Annotated in this window: 19 protein-coding genes; 17 read left to right on the top strand and 2 right to left on the bottom strand. The window is 70.5% G+C overall.

Features of this window, described 5'->3' with window-relative positions:
- Positions 1-4: 4 nt before the first annotated feature.
- Complete coding sequence (locus tag QIS96_RS18515; protein ID WP_282543735.1) at positions 5-838, bottom strand: alpha/beta fold hydrolase; 834 nt, start codon at positions 836-838, stop codon at positions 5-7.
- Between the two features lie 154 nt (positions 839-992).
- Between QIS96_RS18515 and QIS96_RS18510 the strand changes: the two genes are divergently transcribed.
- Together QIS96_RS18510 and QIS96_RS18505 are read left to right on the top strand one after the other, a co-directional pair.
- Positions 993-1,553 carry a MarR family winged helix-turn-helix transcriptional regulator gene (locus QIS96_RS18510; RefSeq protein WP_282543734.1) on the top strand — a complete coding sequence of 187 codons (561 nt, stop codon included), beginning with the start codon at positions 993-995 and terminating at the stop codon, positions 1,551-1,553.
- Positions 1,554-1,597: 44 nt separating this feature from the next.
- Positions 1,598-1,993: a hypothetical protein gene (locus QIS96_RS18505; protein ID WP_282543733.1), complete on the top strand. Its 396-nt coding sequence runs from the start codon at positions 1,598-1,600 to the stop codon at positions 1,991-1,993.
- Between the two features lie 67 nt (positions 1,994-2,060).
- Here the strand turns inward: QIS96_RS18505 and pdxR are convergent, their stop codons facing one another.
- Positions 2,061-3,506 (bottom strand): MocR-like pyridoxine biosynthesis transcription factor PdxR, encoded by a 1,446-nt coding sequence (gene pdxR, locus QIS96_RS18500; RefSeq protein WP_282543732.1) that lies wholly within the window; start codon positions 3,504-3,506, stop codon positions 2,061-2,063.
- 198 nt (positions 3,507-3,704) lie between these two features.
- On the opposite strand from pdxR, the gene QIS96_RS18495 reads away from it, so the two are divergent.
- From QIS96_RS18495 to QIS96_RS18425, 15 genes are all read left to right on the top strand, one after another.
- Positions 3,705-5,282: an anthranilate synthase component I family protein gene (locus QIS96_RS18495; protein ID WP_282543731.1), complete on the top strand. Its 1,578-nt coding sequence runs from the start codon at positions 3,705-3,707 to the stop codon at positions 5,280-5,282.
- The gene (locus QIS96_RS18490) at positions 5,279-5,875 is read left to right on the top strand and encodes an anthranilate synthase component II (protein WP_282543730.1); all 597 of its coding nucleotides are present in this window, start codon (positions 5,279-5,281) and stop codon (positions 5,873-5,875) included. Before QIS96_RS18495 ends, QIS96_RS18490 begins: the two co-directional genes overlap by 4 nt.
- 51 nt (positions 5,876-5,926) lie before the next feature.
- Positions 5,927-6,649 carry an SDR family NAD(P)-dependent oxidoreductase gene (locus tag QIS96_RS18485; protein ID WP_282543729.1) on the top strand — a complete coding sequence of 241 codons (723 nt, stop codon included), beginning with the start codon at positions 5,927-5,929 and terminating at the stop codon, positions 6,647-6,649.
- 185 nt (positions 6,650-6,834) lie between these two features.
- Positions 6,835-8,256 carry a phenylacetate--CoA ligase family protein gene (locus tag QIS96_RS18480; protein ID WP_282543728.1) on the top strand — a complete coding sequence of 474 codons (1,422 nt, stop codon included), beginning with the start codon at positions 6,835-6,837 and terminating at the stop codon, positions 8,254-8,256.
- The gene (locus QIS96_RS18475) at positions 8,240-8,908 is read left to right on the top strand and encodes a hypothetical protein (RefSeq protein WP_282543727.1); all 669 of its coding nucleotides are present in this window, start codon (positions 8,240-8,242) and stop codon (positions 8,906-8,908) included. Before QIS96_RS18480 ends, QIS96_RS18475 begins: the two co-directional genes overlap by 17 nt.
- A 156-nt stretch (positions 8,909-9,064) precedes the next feature.
- Positions 9,065-10,354 (top strand): amidohydrolase family protein, encoded by a 1,290-nt coding sequence (locus QIS96_RS18470; RefSeq protein ID WP_282543726.1) that lies wholly within the window; start codon positions 9,065-9,067, stop codon positions 10,352-10,354.
- On the top strand, positions 10,354-11,586 hold the full coding sequence (locus tag QIS96_RS18465) for an MFS transporter (RefSeq protein ID WP_282543725.1): 1,233 nt from the start codon (positions 10,354-10,356) through the stop codon (positions 11,584-11,586). The genes QIS96_RS18470 and QIS96_RS18465 overlap by 1 nt, the downstream gene beginning before the upstream one ends.
- 288 nt (positions 11,587-11,874) lie before the next feature.
- Positions 11,875-12,645: a B3/B4 domain-containing protein gene (locus QIS96_RS18460; RefSeq protein WP_282543724.1), complete on the top strand. Its 771-nt coding sequence runs from the start codon at positions 11,875-11,877 to the stop codon at positions 12,643-12,645.
- Positions 12,646-12,695: 50 nt separating this feature from the next.
- Complete coding sequence (locus tag QIS96_RS18455) at positions 12,696-13,913, top strand: ATP-grasp domain-containing protein (protein ID WP_282543723.1); 1,218 nt, start codon at positions 12,696-12,698, stop codon at positions 13,911-13,913.
- Between the two features lie 2 nt (positions 13,914-13,915).
- Entirely contained in the window at positions 13,916-15,160 is a 1,245-nt protein-coding gene (locus QIS96_RS18450; RefSeq protein WP_282543722.1) for an MFS transporter, read from the top strand.
- A gap of 257 nt (positions 15,161-15,417) precedes the next feature.
- Entirely contained in the window at positions 15,418-16,722 is a 1,305-nt protein-coding gene (locus QIS96_RS18445) for a TrpB-like pyridoxal phosphate-dependent enzyme (protein ID WP_282543721.1), read from the top strand.
- Between the two features lie 65 nt (positions 16,723-16,787).
- Positions 16,788-17,459 carry a flavodoxin family protein gene (locus tag QIS96_RS18440; RefSeq protein ID WP_282543720.1) on the top strand — a complete coding sequence of 224 codons (672 nt, stop codon included), beginning with the start codon at positions 16,788-16,790 and terminating at the stop codon, positions 17,457-17,459.
- Between the two features lie 61 nt (positions 17,460-17,520).
- A complete protein-coding gene (locus QIS96_RS18435) occupies positions 17,521-17,862 on the top strand; it encodes a cupin domain-containing protein (RefSeq protein ID WP_282543719.1) in 342 nt (113 codons plus the stop codon).
- Positions 17,859-18,203 (top strand): chorismate mutase, encoded by a 345-nt coding sequence (locus tag QIS96_RS18430; protein ID WP_282543718.1) that lies wholly within the window; start codon positions 17,859-17,861, stop codon positions 18,201-18,203. Before QIS96_RS18435 ends, QIS96_RS18430 begins: the two co-directional genes overlap by 4 nt.
- Positions 18,200-19,624 carry a UbiD family decarboxylase gene (locus QIS96_RS18425; protein WP_282543717.1) on the top strand — a complete coding sequence of 475 codons (1,425 nt, stop codon included), beginning with the start codon at positions 18,200-18,202 and terminating at the stop codon, positions 19,622-19,624. Before QIS96_RS18430 ends, QIS96_RS18425 begins: the two co-directional genes overlap by 4 nt.
- Positions 19,625-19,653: the final 29 nt, after the last annotated feature.

The following is a 19,653-nucleotide window of genomic DNA, read 5'->3' as shown; positions in this document are numbered from 1 at the left end:
CGTCTCAGTGCTGTCGGTCGTCCAGGAACTCGCGGGTGAGCTCGACGACGCCGGACGGGTCGGCGAACCAGTCCATGTGCCCCTCGCCGGGGACCTCCACGAGGCGGCTGCCGGCGATGGCGGCGTGCAGCTGCCGAGAGCCCTCGACGGGGATCATGGCGTCCTCGCCGAAGCCGATGACCAGGGTGGGGGCGGTGATCGAGGGCAGCAGAGGCCTGATGTCGACCTGCCCGCAGAGCTCGATCTGGCGGCCGATGCCGGGCGGTGGCCAGGCGTCGGCGAGGGACTGGGCGAGCCCTTCGTGGCCGAAGCGGTCCAGGGCGCCCGCGCTGAACCCGGTCAGGGCGGAGAAGCGTTTGAGCGACTCCCGGTCGGTGGCGAGGAGCCGGCGCCAGGTCTCGAAGTAGTAGCGGTCGCGCGGCCCGCTGGAGTGCGCCCAGCCGGCGACGAGGACGAGTCGGCGTACGAGCTCGGGGTGGGCGGCCGCGACGGCGGCGGCGCCGACCGCGCCGAGGGAGAAGCCGAGCAGGTCGACCGGCCCGTCGAGCGCCGCGTCGCGGATCGCGGCGGTGATCTGCTCGGCGATGAGGTCGACGCTCAGCTCTTCGCTCTCGCCGTCACGCTCGCCGCCACCCTCCCCGCCACCCTCGCCGTCCTCCGTACGACCGCTGCCGCTGAACTCCGGGCGGATGACGGTGTGTTCGGCGGCGAAGTGCGGCACGACGTTCCCGAAGACCTTCTCGGAGTCGCCGCCGGCGCCGTGGACGAGGACCAGGCCGGGCCCTTCGCCGTCGATGTCGTAGTGGACGCGGGTGTTGCGGGCAGGGGCGAACGGCATGCCGCACTCCTTGGGCGAGGACTGGTTAAGTGAGTACTAAGCTAAATCGTAGTTGGGTGAGTGTCAATTAAATGAGCGCTCAGCTATTTTTGGGTCGAGGATCGTCGAGGATCGTCGAGGATCGTCGAGGATCGTCGAGGATCGAGGAGGGCACATGGCGAAGAGGGTGGCCGGGCAGGGCGCTGCCGGGAAGGAAGGGGCTGGGCAGGAAGAGGCCGGGCGGGACGCGGTGCAGGGGGTGATCGAGCAGTGGCGTCAGGAGTGCCCCGAGCTCGACTTCTCGCCCATCGGAGTCGTCGGCCGTGTCATGCGCTTGTCGCGCCTGTGGGACAAGGAGATCAAGAGCTTCCTCGCCGAACACGGCCTGGAACCGGGCGAGTTCGACGTGCTCTCCACGCTGCGGCGCTCGGGGGAGCCGTACGAGCTCACCGCGAAGACCTTCCTCAAGGCCTCCCTCGTCACCACCGGGGCGATCACGCTGCGCGTCGACCGCATGGCCGCCAAGGGCCTGGTCACCCGCGTCCCCGACGCCGTCGACCGGCGCTCCGTGAAGATCCGCCTCACCCCGGAGGGCCTGGAGACCATCGACCGGCTCCTGCCCCTCCATCTGGCCAACGAGGCCCGCCTCCTGGCCGCCCTCGACGCGGCCGACCGCACCCACCTGGCCGCCACGCTCGCCACGATGCTCAACTCCCAGGGAGACACGGCCCGTTGAGCCCGGCGGGAATCCGCCCGCACGCCACACCCGAGGAGGGGATCATGACCGCAACCGCACCGGACGCCGCGCTGCTCGTCTTCCGCAACACGATGCACATCACCGACGGCCACCTGGACGCCTTTCGCGAAGCCCTCGCCGACGCGGTGGACTTCGCGCACCGGCACGGGCCCCAGCTCATGGTGGAGACCTTCGTCGACGAGGACCGGATGCTCGCCCACAGCCTCCAGATCTACCGCGACTCCGACGCGGTCCGCCTGCACTGGAAGCTCGCGGACCCCTACATCCGCGCCGTCATGGAGCACTGCCGGGTCGACCGCTTCGAAGTCTTCGGCGAACCGGACGCCGACGTCCGGGAAGGCCTCCGCTCCGGCCTCGGCGACCAGGCCCCGCCGACGTACTCACGCCGCGTCGCGGGGTTCCTCCGCTTCGGTGGGTGACCGCCCGACGTCGACGCCCGGGAACCCTGCCTCGCCTGCGTGTGTCGCGAAGCCGGGCCTGCTCGCCTCAAGCCCCCAACTGCCGATACGCCGACCCGATGGCCGTCAGGCTCTTGGCCAGTCCCGCGCAGTTCACCGTCGCGTAGCTGATCACCAGAGCGGGCGGCCTCGACGTGTCGGTGAAGGTGTAGAAGCGGCCGCCCCGGACCAGCACGGAACGGCTGCGGGCGGCTCGCACCAGGGCCGCTTCGTCCAGGTGCGGAGGAAGCTGGACGAACGCCTGAAGACCGCCGTCGCCGCTGATGAGATGAGCGCCCGGGAGCCATGCCTCGGTCTGCTCATGGACGACCTGGCGGCGGCGGTGGAATTCCGCACGGAGTTTGCGCTGGTGGCGGTCGAGGGCGCCGGTGTCGATGAAGCGGGCGAAGGCCAGCTGCTCCAGGCCGGAGCAACCGATGTCCCAGCCCGCACGGACGTGTTCGATCGAGGCCATCAGCTCCGAGGGGGCCGCGAGCCAGCCGAGGCGCAGGGCGGGAGCCAGGGTCTTGCTCGCACTTCCGGCGTAGACCACCCGGTCCGGGGCGAGGCTCTGCAGCGCGGGGAGCTGGTCGCCGCGCTGCACGAACGCGCTGTCGAAGTCGTCCTCAAGGACATAGCCGTCGACCTCGCGCGCCCACGCGATGAGGCGCTCACGGCGGGCCTGGCTGAGCCGGACGCCGGTGGGGAACTGGTTGGCGGGCGTGATCAGCACAGCCCGTACGTCGCTCTCCTCCAGGAGGTCCACCCGCAGACCGTCCTCGTCCACGGGGATGCCGACCGGACGGAGGCCCGAGCTGGTGATGAACTCGCGCTCGCCCGGGTGGCCGGGGTCCTCCACGCCGAGCGTGGTGTGGCCCCGGTCGACCAGGACCTTGCAGATCAGGGCGAGGCCCTGGGCGAAGCCGGCCGTGACCATCAGGTCCTCGGGCCGGCTGCGCACGCCGCGCACCCGGCCCAGGTAGCCGACCAGCACGCGACGCGTCAGCGGCACTCCGGCCGGCGCGGAGTAGCTGAGCTCCTGGCGCCCCGCGTCGGTGACCACGGCGGAGACGCAGCGGATCCACTCCTGGCGCGGGAAGTCCACGACGTTCGACGTTCCGGTGCGAAGGTCCCACATCGCGTCCGGGGCGAGCTCCGGGTCGGGCGGCACGAGCATCGACACGGCGCCCCCGTCGGACTGGGCGCGGGCCGAGATCGTGGTGCCGGAACCACGCCTGGTCTCCACATATCCCTCGGCTGACAGCTGTTCGTAAGCCTCCACGACGACGCTGCGGGAAACCCCTAAATCAAGGGCCAGTTGACGGCTGGAGGGAATGCGTACACCCGGCCATAAAGTTCCGTTCTCAACCAATCCTCGCAGTGAATTGCGTACCTGAACGGCCAGCGGAATGCGCGATTCACGGTCCACGGTGAGAGCCAGTTGCCGAGACAAGTGGTCTCCTCCCAGACAGTCGAAGTGGTATGGCCAGCGCATTCTCACATTTGATGGAGTCATCTCGCACACACATTCGCCGCCGGGGGGAACACCGGCGACCGGTGGTGGCTCGGGGGAGCCGGATCGATGCGGTCCGGCATGCATGGGCGCGCGGCGACGGATATCCAGTTGCGCCGCCGATGTGGTTTCCCAACTTAGCGAGCCCCACGGTCCGTTCGGATCAGAGAGGCTTTCGCTGTGTCTTTGCTGTCAGAGTTGAACCTGCCCGAAACCGGGGTGACGGAGCCGGGGCAGGAGGTCGTCCGGGGGCCCGGCCGGCCCGGGGCCGTGCGGGTGCACGTGACCTCGGAAGCTCTTCCGCCCGTCGACGCGCTGAGCCTCTACGAAGCCCTGGCCGGTACCCGGGACCAGGGTGACGTCTACCTCTTCGAGAGCCTGGACGGGCCCGACCAGGACCGGCACTTCGCCGCCGTGGGCTGCGGGCGCCTCGCGGAACTGCGTGTCTTCGCCGACCGCGTGGAACTCGTCGCCGACGGGACGCTCGGCGACTCGCTCGCCGAGGCGCTCTCGGCCGCCGTCGGTGCGCCGCGCGGCGAGCAAGGAGGCGTACGGCAATGGGCCGTGCACGATTCCGATGCCGTGTGGCGGATCCTGCGCGCGGCCCAGGGCGCGTTCACCGTCGACACCGAGGTGCCCGCAGGGACCTTCGCTTTCGGCTTCCTCACCACGCTGTCGTACGAAGCGGCCTGGGCCATGGAGGAACTCCCCGCCCAGCACGACGGGCCGGACATGCCGCGCTGCACGCTCACTCTGTTCAAGGACACGGTCTGGTACGACCTGCGAGGCGGAGGAGCCCGTCATCTGGCCGCGGACGGCCCGCAGTTGCCGGCGGACCGGGCGCAGGAGCCGCTCCGGTCGGTCGTGGACAGGGTGAACGCCCAGCGCGTGGCGGGCGACGCCGTGCCGGACGCTCCGGCGCCGCTGTCCGTACGGGACACCGTGGACGAGGAGACCTTCATCGCTCGCGCCAAGCGGTGCCTGGGCCACATCGAGATCGGGGACAGCTACCAGATCCAGATCGGCCACCGCATCGACGTGGTCACCGAGTTGACGCCGCTTCAGGTGTACCGAAGGCTGCGGCACCGCAATCCGTCCCCCTACATGTACCTGGTCCCCTGGTCGGGCCGGACGGTGATCGGGGCCAGCCCCGAACTGTTCGTGCGGATCCAGGACGACGTCATCTCGATGCGCCCGATCGCCGGAACCGCGCCCCGGTCCGCCGATCCGGACGAGGACGGCCGCCGCGTGGCGGAACTGCGGGACAGCACCAAGGAACAGGCCGAGCACGTGATGCTGGTCGATCTGTGCCGCAACGACGTCGGACGGGTCAGCGTGCCCGGCACGCTGTCCGTCGACACGATGATGGAGGTCGAACCCTTCGCGTACGTCCATCACTTGGTCTCGACCGTGTCCGGCCAGGTCAGGGATGGCACCGACGTCTGGGCCGCGATCTGCGCGACCTTCCCGGCAGGCACCATGACCGGCGCGCCGAAACTGCGCGCCATGGAGATCATCCACGACATCGAGGACCACCCGCGCGGCATCTACGCCGGGGCGCTCGGCCTCGTCGACGTCCGCGGCTTCGCCGTGCTCGCCCTGTGCATCCGGACCGCCGTGCACGACGGAGTCCGTTACAGCACCCAGGCGTCGGCGGGCGTGGTCGCCGATTCCGTGCCCGTCGACGAATGGCGGGAGACGCTGGCCAAGATGAGCGCCACCTACTGGGCGCTGACCGGCGAGGAGCTGCTGAAGTGAAGGTCCTGCTCGTCGACGCGTACGACAGTTTCAGCCACATCATCGACCAGTACCTGCGCACGCTCGGCGCCGAGACCGAAGTGGTGCGCTCGGGCACCCGCACGGTGCGGCAGCTGAGGGAGTCCGCTCCCGACGCAGTGGTCCTGGGGCCGGGCCCCGGGCACCCCGCGGACTCCGGGCATGTCGAGCTCGTGCACGCCTTCGCGGGGAAGGTGCCGCTGCTCGGTGTCTGCCTGGGCCATCAGGCGATCGGTCTCGCGTACGGGGCGCGGATCGCCGTCGCCAAGCACCTGATGCACGGCAAGACGAGCCCTGTCGAACACGACGCACAAGGCGTGTTCGCGGGCGCCGCACGGCCGCTGACGGTCACCCGCTACCACTCGCTGATCGTCACCGATCCGCCCCCGGAGCTGGAGGTGACCGCGACGTCCCTGGACGACGGCTATGTGATGGGCGTACGCCACCGGACGCTCGCCGTCGAAGGGGTGCAGTTCCATCCGGAGAGCGTGATGACCCAGGGCGGCATGCGGCTGTTCGGGAACTTCCTGGAAGGAGCGGGCGCGGTGCGGGCGCTGGGGGGCGCCGGCCGCTGAACGGGCACGCAGGGGACTGCGAGGAACACGCAGGACATGACGGGGGAAAAGATGAACGAACAAAGGACCACGGACGCCGGGACTTTGGCAGTGGTGACGGGCGGCGCGGGAGGGATCGGGCGCGCGGTGACGGCCACGCTCGCCGAGGCCGGGTACCGGGTGCTCGCCGTGGACGTCGAGGACGACGCCGATCCCGCGGCGCACGCCGCGCTCGTCGCCGACCTGGGCGCTCCGGAGGCGGTCGGGAAGCTCTTCCAGGAGATCGAGGACACGTACGGAGTGCCCGGGGTCCTGGTCAACAACGCCGGGATCTACGAGGCCAGGGATTTCCTGGACTACGACGCGGAAAGCTACCGCCGGGTCTTCGACATCAACACGGGTGCGGCCTTCTTCTGCACCCAGGAACTCGCCCGTCGGCTGATCGCCGCGGGACGCCCCGGCAGCGTGGTCAACATCGCCTCCATCAGCGGCCGGAGCGGCAGCCCCGACGCCGCGTACGGAGCCTCCAAAGGCGCGGTGATCACCCTGACCCGGAGTCTGGGGCAGGCGCTGGCGCCGCACCGTATCCGGGTCAACGCCGTCGCGCCGGGGGTGATCGACACCCCCATGGCGTCCCGGATCCCCACGGACAGGGCGGCCGGCTACCGGGAGCGGATCCCGATGGGCCGGTTCGGCGAGGCCACCGAGGTCGCCTCGGCGGTGCGCTACCTGGCCGGGCCGGACGCGAGCTACGTCAATGCGAGCGTCGTGGACGTCAACGGCGGTCTGCGCTAGCAGCTTCCGGCCGCCGGCCGCCGTACCCGCCGGTGCACTCCCACACCTGTGCCGTCTTCGCGACTCCGCGGCGCCGCCACGTCACCGATTCGCCCATCTCATGACTTCCTGCGCGCGGGCCCCGGCACGACGCCGTCCCGACAGGCCGTCGCGCGCGCTTTCCACCACGAGAGGACCCAACGCCCATGTGGCTGCCCACCCACGGCCCCGCGGCCGACTTCGCCGCGCGGTATCTCGAACTCCACCGGGCCTTCTACGACCGGTCGCTGAGCGACCCGACCCTGGCCGCCTGGCGTGCGGACCAACTGCGTACCGTGCTCGACCAGGTCAGTACCGGATCGCCGTTCTACGCGCGGCACTTGAAGGACGTCGACCTGGCCGCGGTCACCCCGGACGACCTCACGGCACTGCCCTTCACCACCAAGGCCGACCTGCGGGAGGAGATGCTCGACGTCCTCAGCAGGCCGCTCGCCGACGCCCTCTTCTTCTACGAGACGACCGGCACCACCGGCCGGGCGACGCCGTGCCCGCGAGACGGGCGCGAGATCGTGGCGAGCAACGCGCACATCACCGAGTCCTGGGCGTCGATCTTCCGCCACCACTTCGGCGAACACGCCCCGCGCATCGGCCTGATGGGCCCGACCGAGGTGCACTCGTTCGGGGACACCCTCGGTGACATCGCCCGCAACGTCGGCTCGCTCAACGCCAAGATCTGGCCGTACTCACCGGTCATCGGCTTCGAGAAGGCCCTGCAACTGATGCAGGACCTCGAACTCGAAGTGATCTGCTGCACGCCCGGAGTCGCACTGACCCTTGCCAAGGCAGCCCAGCACTTCGGCTACGACCTCCGACGTGACTTCTCCGTCAAGCTGCTGCTCGTCACCGGCGAGATGTGCACGCCGGCGCTCGCGCACAACCTGGAGAGCGTCTGGGGCGCGGACGTCTACAACATCCTCTACGGGTCGCAGGAGGCTTTCGTCATCGCGACGGCCTGCCGCAACAAGCGGATGCACCTCTCCCAGACGAATTACCTCGTCGAGGTCGTGGACCCGGAGACCGACGAGACCCACGGGCCCCGCGGCAGCGGCGAACTGACCGTCACCATGCTGGTGGACGGCGTGAAGCCACTCGTCCGCTACCGCACGGGCGACGCGGTCGTCGTCGAGGAGTCCGACTGCGACTGCGAGATGCCGGGCGATCTCGTACGCATCGTCGGGCGCACCCTGGACCGGCTCGACCTCGGCGGGCGGCAGTTCACCGCCGGGCAGATCGAGACGGCCGTGATGACCGAGGTCACCGGATCCGCCGGCTACCAGGTGGTGATCGAGCGGGACGCCGAAGGCCAGGACCGTCTGACCGTGCACCTCGAACTGCTCAACGGCCTGGTCGAGGACGCCGCAGCACTCACCGACACGGTACGGAGGCGCGCCGTGGACGCCCTCGGCGTGCCCGTCACCGTCGAACTCAGCGACGGGCTCGACCCGATCGTGAGCACAGGGGCCTTCGTCAGCTGGAAGGCCGCACGCATCGTGGACCGGCGCAGCGCGCCCGACCACGAGACCGAGGTGGCCCAGAGGATGGCGGCGAACCGTGGCTATGAGAACTGACGCCGCGGCCCCGCCGTCGCTCGGGGCGTTCGCCGAGGAGTACACCGCGCGATGGAGCAGACTGACCGGGCGGTGGGCGGCGCGGCCGGGAACCAGCCTGGGCACGCTCGGCCCGGCCGGGACCTCAAGTGATCTGGCCGCCCGCTTCCTCGCGGCGGAGCACGGACTCTCCGTCGAACTGTTCACCACCTTCGACGACGTCCTCGACCAACTCCTCGGCGGGCACGTCGAGTTCGCGCTCGTACCCAGTGCCTACCAGGGAATCACCCGCTTCCACTGGCACCGGTCCCTGCGGCTCCAGGCGTTCTTCGCGCAGGCGACGCCCGAGTACGGGGTCGCCGCCGCGTCCGACGAGGCGCCCGCACGCGGCGACGGTCCCGTGACCGTCGCGGCCATGTGGGAGGTCCGCCGGGTCTACGCCGAGGTGGTGCCGCAGGAGCTGCGCGACCGCGAGGTCACCTGGGTGGACGCCGCCTCCACCCAGCACGCCGCCGAGATCGTCGCCGCGGGCGGCGCCGAACTCGCGGTCACCAACGCACCCGGTGTGCGGGTGCAGGGTCTGCGCTGGCTGGCCAGACGGCCCGGCGCGGAGATCGTCTGGACGCTCTTCGGCCGTGCGGAGGAGGCCGAAGCACCCAGCGCCGTCGCCTAGTCGGCGCCATCGCACCGCCGGCTGGTCGGCGCCATCGCACCGCCGGCTGGTCGGCGCCATCGCACCGCCGGCTGGTCGGCGCCGTCGCACCGTCGGCGTACGACCGTCGGCGAGCGACAGCCGTACGCCATCGATCGAGCACAGGAGAGACTCGACGTGTCACGCAAAACCCTGCTTCACCGCGCCACCGTCCAGGAGGGCCTGGGACGGGCCTCCCTGCCGCGCCGCAGTGTGCTGTTGGAGGACGACCGGATCGAGGCGGTCCTGCCCGAGGACCTCGCTCCGCTGCACTCACCCGAGGTCGACGTGCTCGACCTCGACGGGCGCACCGTGATGCCCGGCATGACCCTCGGACACACGCACATCGCGTATCTGAACGTCCTCGACGGGCGGGAGATGCTCTTCAAGCACTCCGTCCCCGAGGTCACCCTGGCCGCCGCGGAGAACACGACCAACCTCCTCGGCCTCGGCTACACGGCCTTCGTCGGCGCGGGTTCGGTCTCCGGCATCGACATGGCGCTGCGCAGGGCCGTCGACTCCGGGCGCCTCCTCGGCCCCAGGATCACCCCGTGCAGCCGGGACCTGATGGTGTCCGGGCCGCCAGAGCGCCGCAACCCCGAAGTCAAGAAGCGCATCCCGTCCGACCTGATGCGCCTCGCGGACACCCCCGAGGAGATGGCGGAGTACGTCGCCGGGGAGATCGAGCAGGGCGCGGAGATCGTCAAGGTCTTCTCGTCGGGCGACGACACCTTCCCCAACGGCCGCTCCCACGAACTCCTCTTCACAGCGGAGGAGTTGGTCGTCGCGGCGCGCACGGCACACGAGCACGGAGCCAAGGTGCGGGCCCACTCGCGCGGCCTGCAGGGCATCCGCAACGCGATCGCCGCCGGTGTCGACGTCATCGACCACGCCACGTACGCCGACGACGCGGCCCTCGAAGCGATCGCCGAACGCGGCATCTTCGTGGTGCCGAGCCTCTACCAGCCGCACATGCTGCTGTCCACGGGGACCGAGCACGGCAAGACCACGGAGTATCTGGAAACCCTGGAGTTCGAGGCCGAGGTGGCCAACACGCTGCGCATCCTGCCGCTCATGGTGGACCTCGGCATCCCGGTCGTGGCAGGTGACGACTTCGGCTTCGCCTGGACCCCGCACGGCACGTACGCCAAGGAGCTGGAGCTGTACGTGACCATGGCGGGCATCCCCGCCCCGACCGTGCTGACCTGGGCCACCGCCAACGGGGCGCGGCTCGCGGGGCGTGGGGACACCGCGGGAACGGTTCAGGCGGGCCGGCTCGCCGACCTGGTCGTGACGGACGGCGATCCGGCGCAGGACATCAGCGTCCTGAGCCGGCCCGGAGCCATCGAACTGGTGCTGCTCGGCGGCGCCGCCGTCGCGGGCGACGCCGACGCGTTCCGCACCCGCGTCCAGGCAGGGGCCGCGTGATGGCCCGTACCCGATCGATCCTGCCCGTGCTTCCGGTGCTCGCTGTCGGCGCCTTCGCCATCGGGACCGACACCTTCGTGGTGGCCGGGGTGCTGCCGGAGGTGGCGCGGGACCTGACGTCGAGCCTCGCCGAAGTGGGGTGGGTGAGCACGGTGTTCGCGCTCACCTACGCCGTCCTCGCGCCGGTGCTCGGCGCCCTCACCGGGCGCCTGCGGCGGCGCACCGTTCTGGTGATCTCCCTCGTGGTCTTCGCCCTCGGCAACGCGGCCTCCGCGGTCGCGCCGGGCCTCGCCCCGCTGCTCGCCGCCCGGGTCGTGACCGCCGCGGGAGCCGCCCTCTACATCCCCGCGGCGTCCGCGTCCGCCGCCGCCCTGTCCGCCCCCGAGCGGCGCGGGCGGGCCATGGCCGTGGTACTCGGCGGGCTCTCCGCCGCGACCGTCGCGGGCGTGCCGTTCGGGACATGGCTGGCCGCCGACACGGGCTGGCGGTCGACGTTCTGGCTGCTCGCCGGGCTCGGCGCGCTGTGTGCCGGGGCCGTGGCCGTGGGGCTGCCCGAGGTGCGGCTGCCCGCCGCCCCGGGGCTCGCGGCCCGGCTCGCTCCGGTACGTGATGCGCGGGTGCTGTTCACCGTGCTCACCACGCTGTCGTTCATGACCGGCGGGTACCTCACGCTGACGTACATCGGCGCGGTCCTCACACCCGCGACCGACGGCGACGGTACGACCCTCGCGCTGCTGCTCCTCGTCTTCGGGGTGCTCGCGGTGGGCGGCACGATGCTGGGCGGGCGCGCCACCGACCGGTGGGGCCCGACTCCCGTGCTGCTCGGCTCGGTCGCGGGGCTCGCCGCGGTCCTGGCGACGCTGCCGCTGACCCGGGACAGGCTGCTGACGGCGGTGATCGCCATGGCGGCGTGGGGGTTCACCGCGATGGCCACCCAACCGCCGCAGCAGCACCGGCTGTTCACGATCGCACCCGCCTCGGGGCCGCTGCTGCTGTCCCTGAACTCGTCCGCCACCTTCGCGGGCATCTCGCTGGGCGGGTTCATCGGCGGGCTGGTGACAGCCCATGGCGGACCCGACGGCCTCGACCGACTCGGCCCGTACGGGGCGGGTCTTGCGGCCCTCGCGGTGGCGACGGCCCTCATCGGTGTACGGGCGAAGGGGCCGGCCGGGCAGGCCGAACCGGCCGCGAAGGCTCCCGAACGGTCCGAACCGGCGGAGAGAACCAGCTGAAGAACCAGCTGAAGAACCAGTTGAAGAACCAGTTGAAGAACCAGTTGAAGAACCAGCTGAAGAACCAGCTGAAGAACCAGCTGAAGAACCAGCTGAACGAGGCTTCGACCAGCGAGGCGGCCGCACCAAGTGGCCTCCCGGAATTCCCGGAGATTGGCCACAACCGGCATCCCCGACCGTCCCTACTGTCGATCAAGTCGACCGCGGATCAGCGACTCGGCCATCGACGCCGCCGACCGCCACGACACCGACAACGACACCGACACGGAAATGAAGGATCAAGCCTCCATGGACAGCCCCTCCACCGGCACCCGCACCCTGACCGTCACCATCGACGCGCGGCTGTCGGAGCGCGTTCCCGGCTATGTGCTCGGCCTGATCGCCCTGCCGGACGTCGACGTGGTCAAGGACGCCCCGGCGGTGGCCCGGCAGCTCACCGCCGCCGAGGACGCTCTGCACGCCGCGCAGCTCACCAAGGCGGACGTCTCGGCGCTGCCCGCGATCGCCGCCTGGCGGGAGGCCTACCGGGCGGTCGACGTCAACCCCAACCGCTTCCCCTGCGCCGCCGAGTCGATCCTGCGCAGAGTGGCCAAGGGCGACCGGCTGCCGCGGATCAACTCCCTGGTGGACCTGTGCAACGCCGTGTCCCTCGACAGTCAACTCCCGGTGGCGTCCTGCGACGTCGGCGACATCGAGGGCGAGCTGGACGTCCGCCTCGCCCACGGCGCTGAGACGTACCTTCCGCTCGGTGCGCCCGAGCAGCCCGAGCAGCCCGAACCGGGCGAGGTCGTCTACGCCGACCGGCACGGGCGCGCGCATTCACGCCGCTGGAACTGGCGGCAGGGCGACCTCGTCAAGACCGACCTCGGACGGCGCCGGATCCTGCTCACCGTGGAGTCGGTGCACGAGGCCGGCCGTGACGACGTCGAGCGGGTACTCGGCCAGATCACGGAAACCCTCGCCGACCTCGGAGTCGAGTCGGGACGGCCGCTGGTGCTCGACCGGTCCACGCCGGCCGGGGAGCTGTTCGGCGCCCCGTCGGCCGTGACGGCCCGCTGAGCGGCACGCCACCCGCGCAGGACCCACACCACTCGCACGAGGAGCCCCGCATGAACCGATCGATCCTGGTGGTCTACCGGCCCGCCGCAGGACGCTACGCCGCCCAGCTGCGCAGCGTCGTCGAAGCCGCCACCGACCTCGGCGTCGAAACGGTGGTACTGCTGCCCACCGGCGAAGAAGCCCCCGAAGCCCACGGGTTGCGCCAGTACCACGCCGATCTGGAGGACACGGCGTCCGTACGCGCCGCGGTCGACCAGATCGTCGCCGAGCACCGCATCGAACGGATCTTTCCGCTCTTCGAAGGCGATGTGCTCCCGGCGAGCCGCAGCCGCAGGGACCACGGGATCCCCGGCCTCACCCCGGACCAGGCGCTCAACTTCCGCGACAAGAACGTGATGCACCGCAGGGCCGAGGAACTCGGCGTGCCGGTCGCACGCTCCTGCCGCCCCGACACCGTCGGCGCCGTGGCGGAGTTCGCCGACGAGGTCGGCTATCCCGTCGTCATCAAGCCGTACGCGGGCTGGGCCTGCGGCGACACCTATCGGGTGGACAGCCGCGAGGAACTGGACCGCGTCTGGGAGGAGATGGGCGACGACCGCCACGAGTACCGGGTCGAGGAGTTCATCCGCGGAACCGAGTTCCACGTGGACTCGCTGTTCCAGGCGGGGGAGGTCGTCTTCGAGCAGCTCTCCCAGTACACGTACTCCATCCTGGAGTACCGCGACGAGCCGGGCGGCACCATCTCCCGCAAGCACGACCTGTCCCCGCACGAGCAGCGGATCCTGGAGCTGAACGCGGTGGTGCTGCGCGGCTTCGGTCTGAGCACCGGAGTCGTGCACGCCGAGTTCTTCCTGCTCGACGACGGCGAGGTCGTCTTCGGCGAGGCGGGCGCACGCGCGGGCGGCGGCTCGATCGTGCCGGCCATCGAGGCGGGACGCGGCATCAACCTCGCGGGCGAGTGGTGCAGGCTCGAACTCGACCCGCAGCACCGGCCCGCGGCGCGCCTCGGACCGGAGATCGGCACCGAGTACCTGGCCTCGGGCGAGTTCGGCCGGATCACCGCCATCACCACGCCCGCCGAGCTGACGGCACTCGAAGCGGTCCTCGACGCCGACGTGTGGAAGAACGTCGGCGACGTCCTCGCCCCGCCGACCCGCTCCAACGACGTTCTCGGCTGGTACGTGTGCGAGGGCACCGACTTCGAGGATGTGCGGGCCCGCTTCAAGACCGTACGGGACGCGTTCCGCGTCGCGACCGAGCAGGCGTAGCCATGTGGTGGACGCGATTCAAGGAACTGCCGTTCGCGCTGCGCGTGCTCTTCCTCGCCTCGTTCGTGAACCGCGCGGGAATGTTCGTCTTCCCGCTGCTCGCCGTCTACCTGGTGCGCGGCAAGGACCTCAGCCCCGGCGAGGCGGGGCTGCTCATCTCGGTCGGCAGCACCGGCCTCCTCGTCGGCAGTCTGCTCAGCGGGCCCCTCTGCGATCTGCGCGGTCGCCGCACGGCGCTGCTCACCGCGCTGCTCCTCAACGCGGCCGGCTACCTCGGTCTCGCCGTCCTCGACGGCCCTCCGTGGACCTACGCGGGGCTGCTCTTCGTGGCCCTGGTCGGTATGGGCATGTTCAGCCCGGCGTCTAACACTCTCGTCGCCGATCTGACCACGCCCGAACAGCGCCCGTTCGCCTACACGATCAGCTACGTCGGCAACAACCTGGGGATGGGCATCGGTCCGCTCCTCGGCGGAGTCGCCGCGGCGTACTCGTATCACGTCATGTTCGCGGGGAACATCGTCGCGGGCCTGGCCTGCGCGGCGATGATCGCGGTCTGGGTGCCGAAGGACCGGAGGCGCGGCGCCGACAGCCGGAAGACGAAGGGGAGTTCGGGAGCCCTCGGACACAGCCACGTGCTGCTGCTCGTCCTGGCCTCCTTCTTCTACGTCGTACCGCTGATCGGCCTCGAATACGCGCTGCCGCTCGCCGTGACGACCGTGCTGCACGCCTCGGCGGGCATGGTCGGCATCGTCTACACGATCAACAGCGTCATCGTGGTGACCTTCGGCCTCGTCCTGGAGAAACACATCCGGGAGTGCGGCACGAAGCCTCTGCTGCTCGTCGCGGGACTGCTGTGGTCGCTGGGTCTCGCCGTGATCGTCTTCGCGTTCTCGCTGCCGGCGATCCTGCTCGCCACAGCGGTGTGGACACTCGGCGAGATCATCGTGTCCGTCGTCGTGCCCACGTATGTCGCCGACCATGTCGACGAGCGCCGCGTCGGCAGCTTCATGGCGCTCAACGGCTTCGTGCTCGGCCTCGTCCGGCTCGTCGTCCCGGTCGGCCTCGGCGTCATCTGGACGTCGCACGGCCACCAGCCCGTCTTCTTCACGCTCTTCGCGGCGCCACTGGCCGGCATGGCGGTGTACGCGCTGATGCGGATCAGGCCGTCGGCCCCCGCGAAGGGCACCGAACCCGCCACTGCATCCACCGCCGACCGGGCGGCGGACGCAGTGAGCCCTCACAACTAGGGCCTGCCGTTTGGATCTTGCCGGGGTCGCGGGGTCTGGCACGCACATCTGCGGTGTTGTCGTCGGTTGCCAACGCTCCGCGTTGACGCCCTCCTCCGCCTTGCAGCTGCACGCACCAGACCCCGCTCAACTCGACCGAACGGCACCGCCGACCAGATCCGGCCTGATCCAAACGACAGGCCCTAGCCTCGTCCGACAACCTGTTGCGGTCGTCCCTTCGACCGCACCTGATCCGCTCCACTCACAGGAAAGTGCTCATGTCCCAGACGAAGTTTCTGCTGTCCGAAGACCGCATCCCCACCACTTGGTACAACGTGGCCGCGGACCTGCCCAAGCCGCTGGAGCCGATGCTGCACCCCGCGACCCGGGAACCCCTCACCGAGGCCGACCTGGAGCCGCTGTTCCCCGCAGAGCTGATAGCCCAGGAGTTCTCCACCGACGCCGAGGTGGACATCCCCGGCGCAGTCCTCGACGTGTACAAGCAGTGGCGGCCCAGCCCCCTGGTGCGAGCCCGCCGCCTGGAGAAGGCGCTTGATACCCCAGCCCGTATCTACTTCAAGAACGAGGGCGTCAGCCCGGCCGGCAGCCACAAGCCCAACACCGCCATCCCGCAGGCGTACTACAACAAGCAGGCGGGTGTGCAGCGGCTCACCACCGAGACCGGCGCGGGACAGTGGGGCAGCTCCCTCTCCCTCGCCTGCCAGTACTTCGGCCTCGTCTGCGAGGTCTACATGGTCAAGGTGAGCTACCAGCAGAAGCCTTACCGGCGTGGGCTGATGGAGACCTTCGGCGCCAGCGTCACCGCGAGCCCCAGCGAACTCACCGAGGCCGGCCGCGCGGCGCTCGCCGCCGACCCGAACTCCCCCGGAAGTCTCGGCCTCGCCATCTCCGAGGCGGTGGAGGCGGCGGTCACCAGCGGCGGCACCGCCAAGTACGCGCTCGGCTCCGTGCTCAACCACGTGCTGATGCACCAAACGATCATCGGCCAGGAGGCCCAGCTCCAGATGGAGTTGGCCGAGGACTACCCGGACATCGTGATCGGCGCGGCGGGCGGCGGCTCCAACTTCGGCGGACTCGCCCTCCCCTTCCTCGGCGAACAGCTGCGCGGCGGGCGGTCCGTGCGCGCCATCGCCGTCGAGCCGTCGTCCTGCCCGACGCTGACCGAAGGGAAGTACGACTACGACTTCGGTGACACCGCGGGCATGACTCCGCTCACCAAGATGCACACCCTCGGACATGACTTCGTGCCGCCGAGCATCCACGCGGGTGGTCTGCGCTACCACGGCATGTCCCCGATCATCAGCGCACTCAAGGACCTCGACCACCTGGAGGCCCGCGCCGTCCCGCAGACCGCCTGCTTCGAGGCGGGGGTCACCTTCGCCCGGCACGAGGGCATAGTGCCGGCGCCGGAGTCCACGCACGCCGTCCGGGCAGCCATCGACGAGGCACTCGCCTGCAAGGAGTCCGGCGAGGAGAAGAGCATCCTGTTCTCCCTCTCCGGGCACGGCCACTTCGACATGCAGGCCTACATCGACTACTTCGCCGGGAAGCTCAAGGACTGACCGGTACGGGGGAGGGGCGGGCCCGGTGGGCCCGCCCCGGCGAAAGACTTACTGGGGGGAAAGTCATGCAAGGAATTCGCAAGGAACAGCCTGTCATTCTCGGGATATCGGGGTCCGAGCGGGCCGGCGGAAACACGGATCTGGCGCTTGAACACGCGGGTGAACTGGTGCGGGCGCGAGGCGCCGTATTCCGCACGGTGCACCTGCGCGACTACCGCATCTCGCCGTGCAGCCCGTGCGGTGACTGCAACAACCGGACGATCCCGTGCGCCCTTCCCGACGATATGCCTGCCATCGTCGAGGAGATGAAAAAGGCCGACGGGATCATCTATGCCGTGCCGGTGCACGGCTTCGGTCTCGCCCATCTCATGCAGATATTCATCGAGCGGGCGGGCGTCGGATATCTGCGTTTCGAACGGCCCCTTGCGAACAAAGTCGGCGGCATCATCGTCACGTGCCGCCGCTACAGCGACGCCGCGGTGCACCACCAACTCGTCGACAATCTGCTGCTCAACCGGATGATCCTGGCGGGCAGCGGCTTTCCCGCGATGCTGCGCAACACGTCGCGGGAGCCGGGCCTGAACGACAGCGAGGGTCTGGACGCACTGGCCCGCATGACCCACAGGATGATCGACATGGCTCTGCTGCTGCGCAAGGCGCAGGCGGCCACCGGGGGCCCGGTGCTTCCCCTGCACGACCGCAACGAGCGGATGACACAGGTGCGTTCGGCGTCCTGACGCGGATGACGCACCCGGCTTTCACGCATCACACAACAACGTCTTGAGGAGAGCTCTGCCCATGACCACCACCCCCGCGCTCGTCGGCATCGACTTCGACGACATCCCCTGGGAGAAGTGGCACAAGCCCGGCGCCGACGGCCGGGTGAAGATCGCGTACACCGGAGGTCTGCGGGTGCGCCTGATGGAGCTCCCCGCCGGCTTCGACGAGAAGGAGTGGTGCGAGCGCGGCCACCAGGGATATGTCCTGCAGGGCGAGTTCACCATCCACTTCGACGACCGTTCCGTGCCGTGCCGCCCCGGCATGGGCTTCGTCATCCCGGGGGACGAGCGCCATCGCTCGCAGGGCTCCGACGCGGAGCCCACCGTCGTGTACGTCATCGACGAGGTGCCCGCGTCATGACCGGGGCGGAACGGATCGACGAACTGCGCGGCTCCATCGACGGGCTCGACCGGCAGATCGTCGCGATGCTCGCGGAACGCACCCGCGTCGTACGGGAGTTGACCGTGCACAAGCGCGACGAGGAGACGGTGCGCTCGCCCGGCCGGGTGGAGCAGGTCATCGCCAAGGTGCGTCGGCTCGCGGACGAGTCGGGCATGCCGCCCGGCATCGCCGAGGCCACCTACCGCACGCTCATCGCCGAGTTGACCGAGCTTCAGCTCGATCTGCTCGCCGAGCGGCGGGCGGCCGCCGCAGAGGGCGCCCTCCGGCCGGCTGCCACGGTTCCGGAGGGCGCGGCATGACTCGCCGCCGCCCCGCGGATCTCCGCACCGCGCTCGCCGGGCTCGATTCCCTGCCCGGTGAGCTGGTGCGCGAGCGGGAGGAGGTCCCGGCCAGGTTCGGGGTCTCCTCCCGGTACGCGAAGTGGGCCGGGACGCCCGCCCCGCCACCGACGGGTCCGGGCCCCGCGGTCCTCTTCGAGCGGGTCACCCCCGACGCCGCGGGCAGCGAAGCGCGGGCCGTGCTCATCGGCCTGTACGGCACTCGCCGCCGGGCGGCCGCGCTGCTCGGGACGGTTCCGTCGGAACTGCCGTACCGGCTGCTCGACGCGGTCGCCTCGCCCCTGCCGCCGGTGAAGGTCCGCGACGCAAAGCTCCCCGGCCGCACGGAACTTGCGCCCGATCTCACGGCGCTTCCGGTCCCGGTTCTCACCGACGCGGACGCGGGCCCGTATCTGACGCTCGGCGCGGTTCTGGCGACCGATCCGGAGACAGGGGTACGCAACCTCTCGGTCCACCGGTTGTGCGTACAGGGCCCGGACCTGCTGTCCATCTGGATGGTGCCGGGCCGGGACCTGGAGGCCGCCCACCGCGCGGCCCAGCGCCTCGGCCGGCCACTGCCCGTCGCGATCCACCTGGGCCTGGCCCCCGCCGTGCTGCTCTCCTCCTGCTGCCCGACCTCCCTGGTTCCGCGGGAAGTCGACGAACTGGCCGTGGGGGGCGCGCTGGGCGGCGCCCCGGTCGAGCTGACGTCCTGCCGGACGGTCGACGCGGAGTGCATCGCGCACGCCGAGTACGTCCTGGAGGGCGAGCTGCTGCCCGGCACGGTCCCGGAGAACCCGCAAGGCCCCGCCGCCACACCGGAGTTCCTCGGCTACCAGGGCCGGGCGCACCCCGCGCTGCCCACCGTCCGGATCACCGGGATCACGGCACGGGAGGGAGCGATCCTGCAGACGGTCTCGGGGCCGGGGCACGAGCAGTCCGTACTGCTCGGCTTCGGCATGGAGGCGGCAGTACTCGGCCGGCTGCGGAGCCAGGGCGCGCCGGCCAAGGCGGTGCACTGCCACACCGCGGGCGGCGGTCAGCTCATGGTGGTGATCCAGTGGCGGGCCAAGCGGTCGGCCGCCGACGACGAGGCGGTGCGCAAGGCCGCCGAAACGGTCCTGGAGGAGTTCCGGATGGCCAAACTGGTCGTCTCCGTGGACGAGGACGTCGACCTGGAGTCGGACGCGGACCTGTGGTGGGCGATGACCACACGGCTGCAGGCGGACCGGGACGTCTCGGTGCTGCCGGACAGGGAGGGCTTCCCGCTGGACCCGACGCAGTCCACCGCGTACTCGGACGCCCTGTCCGGTGACGGTCGCACGGCGAAGGCCCACTTCGACTGCACCGTGCCCCACGCTCACCTGGCCCGCTTCCACCGCCCGCGCTTCACGGAGCCCTAGGGGGTGTCTCTTCCGGATCAGGCCGGATC

Origin of the sequence: Streptomyces cavernicola (assembly GCF_029968035.1) — a bacterium.
Lineage (GTDB): Bacteria > Actinomycetota > Actinomycetes > Streptomycetales > Streptomycetaceae > Streptomyces > Streptomyces cavernicola.
The sequence above is the reverse complement of the archived record's forward strand: the minus strand, read 5'-3'. Positions and strand labels throughout refer to the sequence as shown.